The organism is Abyssibius alkaniclasticus (assembly GCF_020447305.1).
GTDB classification, from domain to species: Bacteria; Pseudomonadota; Alphaproteobacteria; order Rhodobacterales; family Rhodobacteraceae; genus Abyssibius; species Abyssibius alkaniclasticus.
Genome location: NZ_CP095732.1, coordinates 2,569,574 through 2,582,540, shown reverse-complemented (window position 1 = coordinate 2,582,540; position 12,967 = coordinate 2,569,574). Strand labels below are relative to the sequence as shown.

The window sequence follows — 12,967 nt, the reverse complement described above, 5'->3', positions numbered from 1 at the left end:
AAGCAGGAGAACGCATGAGCAAATCAGGCGGATCAGACAGCAAAAACACGCTTTATTGCTCTTTCTGCGGCAAAAGCCAGCATGAGGTGCGTAAGCTGATCGCTGGCCCTACCGTGTTCATCTGCGATGAATGCGTTGAATTGTGCATGGATATCATCCGCGAAGAAACAAAGTCTTCGCTGGTCAAATCCTCGGTCGGTGTGCCGACCCCGAAAGACATCTGCAAGGTGCTGGATGATTATGTGATCGGTCAGGAAGTGGCCAAGCGCATTCTGTCGGTTGCCGTGCATAACCATTACAAACGCCTCAACAGCGCCGACAAGCATGGCGAAGTTGAGCTGGCGAAATCCAACATCATGCTGATCGGCCCCACGGGCTGCGGCAAAACCCTGCTGGCGCAAACGCTGGCGCGCATCATCGATGTGCCCTTCACAATGGCCGATGCAACCACGCTGACCGAGGCGGGCTATGTGGGTGAGGATGTCGAGAATATCATCCTCAAACTGCTGCAATCGGCCGAATATAACGTGGAACGCGCGCAGCGCGGCATTGTCTATATCGACGAGGTCGACAAGATTTCGCGCAAATCCGACAACCCCAGCATCACGCGCGATGTTTCGGGCGAGGGTGTGCAGCAGGCCTTGCTGAAAATCATGGAAGGCACGGTTGCATCTGTGCCGCCACAAGGTGGGCGCAAGCATCCGCAGCAAGAGTTTTTGCAGGTCGACACTACAAACATTCTGTTCATCTGCGGCGGGGCCTTTGCGGGCTTGGATAAAATCATCGCGGCGCGCGGCAAAGGCTCGGCCGTTGGCTTTGGTGCCGATGTGCGCGGCCAGGACGAGCGGCGCGTTGGTGAAATCTTCGCCGATGTGCAGCCCGAAGACCTGTTGAAATTCGGCCTTATCCCCGAATTTGTGGGCCGATTGCCGGTGATCGCCACGCTGACCGATCTGGATATCGACGCGCTTGTCACCATTCTGAGCGCGCCGAAAAATGCGCTTGTAAAGCAGTATCAGCGCCTGTTCGACATGGAAGATGTGCAACTGTCCTTCACCGATGACGCGCTGAAAGCCATTGCCGAACGCGCGATCGAGCGCAAGACAGGCGCGCGCGGGCTACGCTCGATCCTTGAAGACGTGCTGCTGGATACGATGTATGAATTGCCCGGCATGGAAGGCGTGGCCGAGGTTGTGGTGAATGATGACTGCATCAACCGCAATGGCGAGCCGCTGATCATCTATTCCAAGCGCAAGGATGAGAGCGTTTCCGCCTCGTAAGGCGGGCGCATCTTTACGCGCGGGCTTGGCGGCGCTAAACAGGCGCAAATTATCGGGGTAAGGGGCTTATGGGCTTGCTATCACAAATGTTTACCTGGTGGAACGGCCAGACTTTGGGCACGCGGCTGAACACATGGCGCACGGGCAAGCATGTCGGCACCGATGATCAGGGCAACCGCTATTACACGCACAAGGCCCGCCGCTGGGTTATTTACAACGGCGAATCTGAAGCCAGCCGCATTTCGCCGGATTGGCATGGCTGGCTGCACCACACATTTGATGAAATGCCAAGCGGCACGCCGCTCAAACACCAGGCTTGGGAAAAACCGCATGTGCCGAATCTGACGGGCACCGACGCGGCCTACCATCCGCCGGGTTCGATGTATTCGGCCCAACCCGCCAAGCGTTCGGATTATGACGCTTGGCAGCCGGAATAAAACATGGCCAATAACGCCGCTGAAACGCTGATCGGGGCCGTGGTTGTGGCTGTGGCTGTCGGGTTCCTGGCCTATGCCAGCCAGTTTACCAGCGGTGCTGCGGCCAATGAAATTACGCTGGAAGCGCGGTTTGGCAGCGCCGAAGGGCTGCGCGTTGGCTCGGAGGTGCGGCTGGCCGGGGTGCGCGTTGGCACATTGACCGCGCTGAGCCTGGATCGGGCAACCTATCAGGCGGTTGCCGTGCTGGCGGTCGACCAGACCGTTGAAATTCCCGACGATTCCGAGGCCAAAGTGGCCAGCGAAGGCCTGCTTGGCGGCAATTTCATCGAGCTTGTTCCCGGTGGCTCGCCCATCATTCTGGCCGACGGGCAGGAAATAACCTATACGCAAGGCTCGGTCAGCCTGTTGAATTTGCTGATGAAATTCGCATCTGGCGGCGGCGGGGATGACGCGGCGCAATGATCCGGCCCCTGACATGCGCAATTTGCCTGCTGGCAGCCCCCGGATTTGCACAATCGCTGGCCGATGATCTTTTGCCATTCATCGAGCCCGATTCCCAGACCGGCGAAATTCCCGTGCCGGACATCCCGGAATTCATAAGCTCGGGCGGGGTGCGGTCTGCCAATTCCGACGCGGCAAATGCCGCCGTGCTGCGCGGGCTCGACACGATTACCGGCACGGTGGGCAATTTCCAGATTTCGGTTGGGGAAACCCTGCAATTTGAACGGCTTAACGTAACGCTCGAAGCCTGCCGCTACCCGCGCGATGACATTGACCGCGACGCGTTTGCCTTGCTGACAATTCAGGATATTCGCGAAGATGCCGTGCGTTTTCGCGGCTGGATGGTTGCCTCTAGCCCGGCGCTCGCCGCACTCGACCATCCGCGCTATGATATCTGGGTCATATCCTGCGTTAACGAATAGGGCGGGCAGGGCGCAAAAGGCCTGGGCGATTGCGCCAAAGCCGCTTCCAGGCGCCGATGATACTGCGCACGACTGATCTCGACACCCCCCAGGCTTGCCAGATGCGGTGTCAGGAATTGCGTGTCAAACAGCCTAAACCCTAGCCCGCGCAACTGCGCGATCAGCGCCAAAAGCGCAAGCTTGGAGCCGTCGGTGGCGCACGAAAACATGCTTTCACCAAAAAATGCCCCGCCAATGGCCAGCCCGTAAACCCCGCCAACCAGCGCGCCATCGCGCCAGATTTCCTGGGAATGCGCGATGCCCTGATGGTGCAGGGCCGTATAAAGCGTGATGATCTGCGGGTTGATCCAGGTGACATCGCGCCGGGCGCATTCGGCCATGACCCTGCTGAAGCATTGGTTGCGTGATGCCGTATAATACCCTGATCTTATGCGCTTTTTTAGGCTGCGTGAGACATGGAAACCGTCAATCGGAATGATGCCCCGCGCCGGTGGGTCGACCCAGAACAATGTCTCGGAACCGGCATCTTCCGCCATTGGAAATACCCCCGCACGATAGGCTTGCACCAGCAATGCGGGGGTGATCTCAATATCGTCTTTCATGGCAGCCTAGCCGCCCTGTTTCTCCAGCCATTTTTCCAGCCAGTGAATGGTATAATTCCCCGATTGCACATCGGGTTCGGCCAGAAGCTGGTGAAAAAGCGGGGTTGTGGTGTGAATGCCATCGACAATCAACTCGCCCAAAGCGCGGTTGAGTCGTGCCAGGGCTTCGGGGCGGTCACGCCCAAACACGATGAGCTTGCCGATCAGGCTGTCATAATAGGGTGGAATCGTATAGCCGTCATACAAATGGCTGTCCATCCGCACCCCAAGCCCGCCGGGCGCATGATATTGCGCGATCTTGCCGGGCGAGGGCTGGAAATTCGGCAGTTTTTCGGCGTTGATCCGGCATTCGATGGCATGGCCCTTTACCACCAGATCTTCCTGTTTGAATGACAGTGGCAGGCCCGCAGCCACGCGAATTTGTTCGCGCACAAGATCGACACCAAATACCGCTTCGGTCACAGGGTGTTCGACCTGCAGGCGGGTGTTCATTTCAATGAAATAGAACTCGCCATTCTCATACAGAAATTCGATCGTGCCGGCCCCGGCATAGCCGATTTCGGCCACAGCGTCGGCACAGGTCTTGCCGATGCGCGCGCGTGTTTCGGCATCGATCGCCGGCGAGGGGGCTTCCTCGAACACCTTCTGGTGGCGGCGTTGCAGCGAACAATCACGCTCGCCCAGATGCACGGCATTGCCTTTGCCATCGCCAAAAACCTGCACCTCGATATGGCGGGGCAGGGTGAGGTATTTCTCGATATAGACCTCGTCATTGCCAAAGGCGGCCTTGGATTCCGAGCGTGCCGTAGAAAAGGCCACGTCGATATCGGCCGCCGATTTGGCAACCTTCATGCCGCGCCCGCCACCACCGGCGGTGGCTTTCACAATCACCGGATAGCCCATATCGCCCGCAATGCGGCGGGCTTCCTCAACGGTCGGCACACCGCCATCCGAGCCGGGCACACAGGGCACGCCAAGGTTTTTCATCGTATCCTTGGCGGTGATCTTGTCGCCCATGATGCGGATATGCTGCGCGGTCGGGCCGATGAACTTCAGGTCATGGTCCTCGACGATCTGCACGAAATTCGCGTTTTCCGACAGAAAACCGTAACCGGGATGGATTGCTTCCGCGCCGGTAATCTCGCAAGCCGAAATGATATTCGGGATCGACAGGTAGGATTGGGTCGAGCTTGGCGGGCCGATGCACACGCTTTCATCGGCCATGCGCACATGCATCGCGTCGCTATCGGCGGTGGAATGCACGGCAACCGACTGGATGCCCATTTCGCGACAGGCGCGCACCACCCGCAGGGCAATCTCGCCGCGATTTGCGATCAGGATTTTCTTGAACATTGCCACCTACTCGATGATCACAAGCGGGGTGCCAAATTCGACCGGCGCACCATCATCAACCAGCACGCGCTTGATTGTGCCAGCACGCGGCGCGGGAATCTGGTTCATGGTTTTCATGGCTTCGATAATCAGAATCGTCTGGCCTTCGGCCACCTTGTCGCCAACCGAAACGAAATTCGGCTTGCCGGGTTCCGCCGCCAGATAGGCGGTGCCAACCATCGGTGAGGGCACGGCGCCGGGGTGTTGGGCCGGGTCAGATGGCGCGGCGGCGGCGGGCGCGGCACTTGCCGGGGCCGGGCTGGCGGCTGCGGTGGCGGGTGCTGGTGCCGCCGGTGCCTGCACCATGACCGGGGCCGATTGCATCTGGCGGGCAACGCGCACATCCAGCACATCATCCTCGCCATATTCACGGCGCACTTCAATCTCGGTCAGGTCATTGCTGCGCAGCATCTCGGCCAGTGCCTTGATAAAGCTCACATCTGATTCATGCTTGGAATCGCTCATCTATCCCTCAATTTTATGGGCCAGCGGGCTGGCTGTCGTGTTCTGCGGCCTTTATACGCGTCGCGGGCCGCCATGAAAAGTGCGCTTCTATTGCTGGGGGAGCGCATCGCGCGCATCTTCCAGCAAGGCGTTCATCACATCGGGGCTGACATAGCCGCGCACCATCTGGTTTCCGAACACAAAGGTTGGCGTGCCGGTGATCTGGATACGCTGTGCAAGGGCGCGGTTATTGGCAATCATGTCGGTAATCAGCGGGGTATTCATAAGCTCGGCCATGCGCACCGGGTCGGCGCCGGCTTCAAGCGCCATGTCTTCCAGGGTCGCATCGTTATAGGGGCCTTCAAATGTCATGAGCAGATCGTTCATTTTGTAATAGACCTCTTCGCCATCATTCACCAACACGGCAAGCGCCGCGCGCGAGGCAACGACGCTGTCTTCGCCCAGAATCGGGAATTCCTTGATGACATAGCGAATATCGTCATTGGCCGCGACCAGCGCGCGCACTTCTGCATGGGCGCGGCGGCAGTAGCCGCAACGATAGTCGATGAATTCGACCAGATTGATGGTGCCATCAGGATTGCCGCCGACAAAGGAATAGCCATCATCGTTGAGCTGGCTTTGGTAGCGCAGCGCCAATTCGCGGTCGTTGTTCACGGCGGCCTGGCTTTCACGCTCTTGCAAGATCGCCACGGCCTCCATCACAACTTCGGGATTTTCCAGAAGATAGCTGCGCACTGCCTCGCCAAAGGCTGTGCGCTGGTCCGGGGTCATGTCGCTGAAATTCTGAGCGTTTGCATTCAGCCCGAACAGGCAAAGCGAAAGGGTGATGAGAAGGCGGCGCATGGAGATATCCTTATTCAGTGTCGGTTTTGGCCCCGATGCGGGCCGGGAGCTAGGCGCTAACCATGCCATTTTCTACCAGTTAATCAACATGGGCAATAGCAGCAGCGGCAGGAACCTTCCCGGTGCAAACCGGAAAGGTTCGGCGTTTTCGGCCTATTTGCCAACCGCGCGCGACCACCAGCCGCGCTTGCGCGGGGCGTCGGGTTCGGCGGTGGTATCGGCTGCCGGTTCTGCCTTTGGGGCAGGGTCGGCAATAACCGCCTGAACGATGGCCGATGCTTTGGCGCGTTTGCGCGCCGGTTTGCGCGCTGCTTCGGGTGCTGCATCCGGTTCGGGTGCTTCATCCGGTTCGGGTGGTGCAACAGCAGGTGCGTCTGCGACCTCCGTTGTTTCCTGCGGCGTTTCGGCGGCGGCTTCCTTTAGCTTGGCTGCATCAGCGTCTTTTTTGCTGGCACGCGGCTTGCGGGCGCGCGGCTTTCTGGCCTTGGTTTCCGGTGCGGCTTCGGTGTCAGGCTGTGCGGCGGGCGCATCGTCCTGGGGGGCAGGTTCTGCTTCCGGTGCAGGGTCGGCGGCCTTTTCGCCATCGGCTGCAACACTTGCCTCGGCCTCGTTGCTGCCATCCTCACCATTGCGGCCCTTGCCACCGCGCCGCCGCCGCCGACGGCGCTTTTTGCGCGGTGCATCATCATCGGGATCGGCAGGAACGGGCGCGGGCGCGGCCTGGGCCTCATCTGCGCTGCGGTCTTCTTCAACATCCGGTGCTGCGACCGAGGTAAAGGACACGGTTTCAACCTCGACCACCGGGCGGGTGGTGGTTTTGAACCGCTCGACACGGTATTCCGGGCTGATCAGGCTGGCATCGGCCTCGATCCGCACCGACAGGCCAAAGCGGGTTTCAACCGTGGTCACATGCTCGCGCTTGGCGTTCAGCAGGTAGTTGGCCACCTCCACCGGCGCTGTCACCAGCACCTCGCGGGCGCGTTTGCGCACGCCTTCCTCTTCCAGCTCGCGCAAAATGGCCAGCGCCATCGAGTCGTTGGAACGTGTAATGCCGGTGCCGTGGCAATGCGGGCAGGGCTGGGTGGTGGCCTCGATCATGCCGGGGCGCAGGCGCTGGCGGCTCATCTCCATCAGGCCAAAGCCCGAAATGCGGCCCACCTGAATGCGCGCGCGGTCGTTCTTCAGCTTGTCCTTCATCTTCTTTTCAACCGCCAGATTGTTGCGGCGGTCTTCCATGTCGATGAAGTCAATCACGATCAGCCCGGCAAGGTCGCGCAGCTTGAGCTGATGCGCAACTTCTTCGGCGGCCTCAAGGTTGGTTTTCAGCGCGGTTTCCTCGATGGAACCCTCGCGCGTTGAACGGCCCGAGTTCACGTCGATCGCGACCAGTGCTTCGGTGATGCCGATAACGATATAGCCGCCCGATTTGAGCTGCACGGTCGGGTTGAACATGGCCGACAGGTAGTTTTCCACCTGATAGCGCGCAAAAAGCGGCAATGATTCGTCATACCGTTTCACGTTTTTGGCGTGCGACGGCATGAGCATTTTCATGTAGTCCTTGGCTTCGCGATAGCCTTCCTCGCCATCGACCCAGATCTCGTCGATATCGCGGTTATAGAGGTCGCGAATCGAACGTTTGATCAGGCTGCCTTCCTCGTAAATCGGGGCCGGGGCCATAGATTTGAGCGTGAGGTCGCGAATCTGCTCCCATTGGCGCAGCAGATATTCGTAATCGCGCTTGATCTCGGCCTTGGTGCGCTGGCTGCCCGCCGTGCGGATGATCAGCCCGGCGCCGTTCGGCACCTGAATTTCGGCGGCGATTTCTTTCAGCTTCTTGCGGTCAGAGATATTGGTGATCTTGCGGCTGATGCCACCGCCACGCGCGGTATTGGGCATTAACACGCAGTAGCGGCCGGCCAGCGACAGGTAGGTGGTAACGGCAGCGCCCTTGTTGCCGCGCTCTTCCTTGACCACCTGAATCAGCATGATCTGGCGCACCTTGATCACTTCCTGAATTTTGTAGCGGCGGTGGCGGGGCGCACGGCGCGGGGCAACCTCTTCGGCCACATCATCCGCGCCAACGGTTTCGTATTCGTCATCAGCCTGCTCAGAGTCACCACGCTTTTGCGCGGGCTTGCGGCGGCGGTTGCGGCCTTCGGGGGTTTCAACAAGTTGCGGATGGTCGTCGCCGTCCTCGTCGCCGTTGCCGTCATCATCGCTGTCGACCAGGCCGGTGCCGGCATCTGCGTCAATATCCGCCGGTTCGCTGACCGTTTCATCGGCCTGTGCGGGCGCGCCATCTTCCAGCGGCTGCGTGGCGTTCACATCGCCAGCGTCGCCCTGGGCAGCGCCCTCGTCGCTGTCAGCAGTTTCGTTTTGCTGGGCATCGGCCTGCTGTGCCTCGTCGCGCTTCTTGCCGCCACGACGGCGCGTGCGGCTGCGCGGTTTCGGCTTTTCCTCTTCCTCGGATTCGACCTCACGCGCGGCGCGGGCCTCTTCTTCAAGCAGCGCCTTACGGTCGGCTTGCGGAATTTGGTAATAATCGGGGTGAACTTCGGAAAAGGCCAGAAACCCGTGCCGGTTGCCGCCATATTCGACAAAGGCCGCCTGCAACGAGGGTTCGACCCGCGTGACCTTGGCTAGATAGATATTTCCGGCAAGCTGGCGTTTGTTTACAGACTCAAAATCGAAATCTTCAACTTTGTTTCCGTCGACCACCACAACGCGCGTTTCCTCGGCGTGGGTGGCATCAATAAGCATCTTTTTAGACATGTTGGCTTTCTGAACGCAAACAGCCGCAGGGCGCCAGACTGGCGCTGACCGGGGGGTGCTGCGTGGGATGGGGCAGATTGGCGCTGTGGCGCATAATGCGACCGGCCGCAAAAACTTTGCGGTAACTGGGCCTGCATATGTCCGTCGCGTTTCATCGCGGTTGTTTTCTCCAGCACCGTTGTCAGCGGTGCCAAAATGTGACCCTGAGTTACAGGGAGTGATCTGGCGCATGGGCGCCTGTCGGACTGGGGACGTTCAAAATTGCGAGTTGTGCAATCGCCACGCGGTCCGGCGAAACTGTTTTGGCCACGGGTTAGGTGGATAGCCCAACATAGTCGGGGTGGCAGGGCAGATTCAATCGAATTCTGATTGTCTTCATGGGGTCGGGGCTTTATTCGTCGGGCATGAAGAAAATTTTCCAACCTTTTCTGGCACGGATCGCGCTGTTTGCCTTGCTGATTTCGGGCGCATTACATGCCCAAAGCCCGGCGCAGGTGCGCATAATCCCCGGCGAAACGAAATTCGTGGCCGATGGGTTCGGGGTGGTCGCGGCGATCGCGCTCGATGAGCCAAGCCCGTTTCGGGTGTTCACGCTGGATGATCCCTGGCGCCTGGTGGTCGATTTTCCAACGCTCGACTGGAACGGGCTTACTCCTGATATTGTGGCCGATACCCCCGCATTGCAGGCGCTGCGATTTGGGCAATTCACGCGCGACTGGTCGCGGCTGGTCTTTGATCTGAACCAGCCGCTTGCGCTGAGCGAGGTTGAATTTGACACCACGACCAACAGCTTGCACTTGCGCCTGAGCCCGGTTTCCGCCAGCGCCTTTGCCGCGCAGGCGGGCGCGCCCGCCGGTGTTGAATGGCAGGTCAATACCCCGCTGGATATTCAGGGCGAGGCGGGATTGCCGATTGTGGCCATAGATGCCGGGCATGGTGGTGTCGACCCCGGCGCCATTCGTGGCTATGTTTTGGAAAAAGACCTGACCCTGGTTGTTGCGCAGGAATTGCGAACTGCCCTGCTGGCCACGGGCCGGTATCGCGTGGCCATGATTCGCGAGACCGATACATTTGTGTCTTTGCGCGACCGCGTGCGCCTTGCGCGCGCGGCGGGTGCGCATGTGCTTTTGTCGCTTCATGCCAATACAGCCGAGCGCGGGCGCGCACGCGGCACCAGCGTTTACAACCTGTCCGATGAAGCATCGGATGCCGAAACCGCCGCGATTGTCGAGTTTGAAAACCGCGCCGACCTGTTGGCCGGGATAGATCTGGATGGCGAAGAAGATCTGATTGCCGAAATTCTGGTCGATATGGCGCAACGCGAAACCAATCTCCTATCGGAGAACCTGGGTGCGATGCTGTCTGACAGCCTGCTGGCGGTGCTGGATAGCGGTGCAAAATCGCGCCACCGCTGGGCGGGGTTCAGGGTGCTGAAAGCCCCGGACATTCCTTCGGTGCTTCTTGAGCTTGGGTTCATGTCGACACCGGGGGATCTGGAAGACATGCAGTCCGAAACATGGCGCGCTGCACTCAACGCTCAGATCATCGCCACGCTTGATGCCTGGTTCGTGCAAATGGCGGAAACCCGCGCTCTAATGCGAAACTAGCGGCCCTGCTGCGCATTCCGCTTGGCCTTGGCGGCGCAGAAGCCTATAAAATGCCAATTTGGAAAAGGACGTAGCGTGCGGTTTTTAGGGTTCATATTCGCCTGGTTGTCATTGGGCGCGCTTATGGCGGTGCTAAGCATCGCCTGGGTCTTTTCGGCCTATTCGCGCGATCTGCCCGATACCGAAACACTGCGCAACTACAACCCCGCCACGCTGAGCCGTGTCTATTCATCCGATGGGCGCATTCTTGATGAATTCGTGCGGGAACGCCGCATCTTCACGCCTGCTGATGAAATTCCCGATGTCGTGAAATGGGCCTTCATCAGCGCCGAGGACAAGAATTTTTACGAGCATCAGGGCTTTGATGCCCGCGGGATGCTGGCAGCTCTGGTCGAGGCTGTGCGCTCGCGCGGGGAAAATGTGCGCGGCGCTTCGACCATTACCCAGCAGGTCATGAAGAACTTTCTGCTTGATGGCAGCCGCGAGATCGAGCGCAAGATCCGCGAGATCATCCTTGCCTACCGGGTGGAACAGACGCTTTCCAAAGACCAGATTCTGGCGCTTTACATGAATGATGTCTTTCTGGGCGCCAATTCCTATGGGGTTACGGCGGCGGCGCAAAACTATTTCGGCCTGCCGCTGGAAGAATTGTCGATCGCCCAGGCCGCCTTTCTGGCGATCCATCTGAAAGACCCGAATGACTATCACCCCGTGCGCAACCGCGAACGCGCTTTGGAGCGGCGGGCTTTCGTGCTGCGTGAGATGTTTCAGAACGGCTATATCACGCAAGAGGAATATGACACCGCATTGGCCGACCCGCTTGACACGGTGCAGGGCGGGCAACTGGTTTCGGTGCGCGAAACCATTCCGCCGCGCAGCTATTTCACCGATGAGATCCGCCGCCAGCTTTCCGGCACGATCGGCGATGAGCAGCTTTTCGGCGGCGGGCTGACCATTCGCGCCACGGTCGACCCTGTATTGCAGGCCTCGGCTGCACAGGCACTGCGCGACCGGCTGGAAGAATATGATCGCGAACTCGAAATCTATTGGGGGCCGATGGCCAATATCCCTCAGGAGCAACTGGTCGATGAGCCGACCTGGCGCGCCGCTCTGGCCGAATTGCAACTGCCGCGCGATATTGCCGGCTGGTCACTGGCCGTTGTGTTGCAGGTGGGCGACAATTCGGCGCGTATCGGCATCGAAGGTGTTCCAGATGATGGCGACGGCCAGTTTCTGACGGTGGATGACAGCCGCTGGGCGCGGCGCCCCACATCGGATGGCCGCCCCGGCGCGCGCCCCTCGGCCGCCTCGGATATCTGGGCTTTGGGCGATGTTGTGATGGTCAAGGCCATCACAACGAATGACGGGGTGTTTGAACGCTGGTCGCTGCGCCAGATTCCCGCCATTCAGGGCGCGTTCATGGCGATGGACCCGCAAACAGGCCGGGTTCTGGCCATGCAGGGCGGATTTTCCTATCAGGCCAGCGTGTTCAACCGCGCCACCCAGGCGCAGCGCCAGCCGGGCTCTGCCTTCAAACCCTTTATCTATGCGGCCGCGCTCGACAATGGCTATACCCCGGCCAGCATTGTGGTTGATGCACCGATCGAAGTGCGCACGGGTGATGGAATTTGGCGGCCGCAGAATGCCAGCCGCAAATTCTATGGCCCCGCGCCCTTGCGCACCGGAATCGAGTATTCGCGCAACCTGATGACCGTGCGCGTTGCGCAGGATATCGGCATGGATGTCGTTGCCGCCTATGCCGAACGGTTTGGCGTTTACGATGATATGCCCGAGCAATTGTCCTATGCATTGGGGGCGGGTGAAACCACGCTTTACAAAATGGTCACCGCCTATGCGATGTTTGCCAATGGCGGCCGCCGGGTGGAACCAACAATGGTTGACCGCGTGCAAGACCGGTTTGGCAATACGATCTACCGGCATGACCAGCGCCAGTGCTATGGCTGTTTTGAGGATCTGACCCCGGAGATCGAGCCATATATCGCCAGCAACACCACCCAGATCATGGACCCGGTAACCGCCTATCAACTGGCCTCGATGATGCGCGGTGTTGTTGCCAACGGCACGGCGGCCAGTTCGGTCGGGCGGCTTGGCGTGCCCATTTCAGGCAAGACCGGCACCACGAATGACGCCAAGGATGCCTGGTTCATCGGCTTTACCCCGCGCATCGCGGCGGGTTGCTACATGGGCTATGACAACCCCACCTCGCTGGGGCCTGGCGCATCGGGCGGCGCGCTGTGTGGCAATATGTTCGCCGCGTTTTTCCGCACGATGATGGAGAATCATGGCTCTTACGAATACCCGGTGCCCGCGGGCACGCGTTTTGTGCGCATCGACCGGTTTACCGGCGAGCGTTTGCCCGATGATGCGACCGGCGAATATGTCGTGACAGAACTGTTCCGCGACGGCGAGGAACCCGCCTATGGCGCCTATGGCGATTTTGTCGATGGCGGCTTTGCGATGGGGCGCGATCTGCTGATCTATGGCCGCGGCGAAAACGAAACCGGCGAAACGGTCATCATCGACGGGCAGGAAACCGTGCTGCCGCCCGCACCCACATTCGGCGGGCTGTCATCGGGCGGGCTTTACTAGCTGCCCCTTGCCCCCGTTCCGGCGCGTTGCTATGAC

At 59.8% G+C, this 12,967-nt stretch carries 11 protein-coding genes; 6 read left to right on the top strand and 5 right to left on the bottom strand.

Annotated features, from left to right (window positions below):
- The first annotated feature begins 14 nt into the window (after positions 1-14).
- From clpX to LGT41_RS12850, 4 genes are all read left to right on the top strand, one after another.
- Positions 15-1,280, top strand: a complete 1,266-nt coding sequence (gene clpX, locus LGT41_RS12865) for an ATP-dependent Clp protease ATP-binding subunit ClpX (protein ID WP_274127295.1) — start codon at positions 15-17, stop codon at positions 1,278-1,280.
- 68 nt (positions 1,281-1,348) lie between these two features.
- On the top strand, positions 1,349-1,717 hold the full coding sequence (locus tag LGT41_RS12860) for an NADH:ubiquinone oxidoreductase subunit NDUFA12 (protein WP_274127294.1): 369 nt from the start codon (positions 1,349-1,351) through the stop codon (positions 1,715-1,717).
- 3 nt (positions 1,718-1,720) lie between these two features.
- The gene (gene mlaD, locus LGT41_RS12855) at positions 1,721-2,179 is read left to right on the top strand and encodes an outer membrane lipid asymmetry maintenance protein MlaD (RefSeq protein WP_274127293.1); all 459 of its coding nucleotides are present in this window, start codon (positions 1,721-1,723) and stop codon (positions 2,177-2,179) included.
- Positions 2,176-2,640, top strand: a complete 465-nt coding sequence (locus LGT41_RS12850; protein ID WP_274127292.1) for a DUF2155 domain-containing protein — start codon at positions 2,176-2,178, stop codon at positions 2,638-2,640. The genes mlaD and LGT41_RS12850 overlap by 4 nt, the downstream gene beginning before the upstream one ends.
- On the opposite strand, the gene aat is transcribed toward LGT41_RS12850, so the two are convergent.
- The 5 genes from aat to LGT41_RS12825 form a co-directional block, all read right to left on the bottom strand.
- On the bottom strand, positions 2,604-3,242 hold the full coding sequence (gene aat / locus LGT41_RS12845) for a leucyl/phenylalanyl-tRNA--protein transferase (RefSeq protein ID WP_274127291.1): 639 nt from the start codon (positions 3,240-3,242) through the stop codon (positions 2,604-2,606). The two genes, LGT41_RS12850 and aat, sit on opposite strands and share 37 nt — an antisense overlap.
- 6 nt (positions 3,243-3,248) lie before the next feature.
- A complete protein-coding gene (accC, locus tag LGT41_RS12840) occupies positions 3,249-4,595 on the bottom strand; it encodes an acetyl-CoA carboxylase biotin carboxylase subunit (protein ID WP_274127290.1) in 1,347 nt (448 codons plus the stop codon).
- A gap of 6 nt (positions 4,596-4,601) precedes the next feature.
- Positions 4,602-5,099 carry an acetyl-CoA carboxylase biotin carboxyl carrier protein gene (gene accB, locus LGT41_RS12835; RefSeq protein WP_274127289.1) on the bottom strand — a complete coding sequence of 166 codons (498 nt, stop codon included), beginning with the start codon at positions 5,097-5,099 and terminating at the stop codon, positions 4,602-4,604.
- An 87-nt stretch (positions 5,100-5,186) separates the two neighbouring features.
- The gene (locus LGT41_RS12830; RefSeq protein ID WP_274127288.1) at positions 5,187-5,942 is read right to left on the bottom strand and encodes a DsbA family protein; all 756 of its coding nucleotides are present in this window, start codon (positions 5,940-5,942) and stop codon (positions 5,187-5,189) included.
- Positions 5,943-6,095: 153 nt separating this feature from the next.
- Complete coding sequence (locus LGT41_RS12825) at positions 6,096-8,714, bottom strand: Rne/Rng family ribonuclease (protein ID WP_274127287.1); 2,619 nt, start codon at positions 8,712-8,714, stop codon at positions 6,096-6,098.
- Positions 8,715-9,118: 404 nt separating this feature from the next.
- Here LGT41_RS12825 and LGT41_RS12820 point away from each other — a divergent pair, with 404 nt between their 5' ends.
- Both LGT41_RS12820 and LGT41_RS12815 read left to right on the top strand, forming a co-directional pair.
- A complete protein-coding gene (locus tag LGT41_RS12820) occupies positions 9,119-10,321 on the top strand; it encodes an N-acetylmuramoyl-L-alanine amidase (RefSeq protein WP_274127286.1) in 1,203 nt (400 codons plus the stop codon).
- A gap of 123 nt (positions 10,322-10,444) precedes the next feature.
- Positions 10,445-12,931, top strand: coding sequence for a penicillin-binding protein 1A (locus tag LGT41_RS12815; protein ID WP_274127285.1), 2,487 nt, complete (start codon positions 10,445-10,447; stop codon positions 12,929-12,931).
- Positions 12,932-12,967 lie beyond the last annotated feature (36 nt).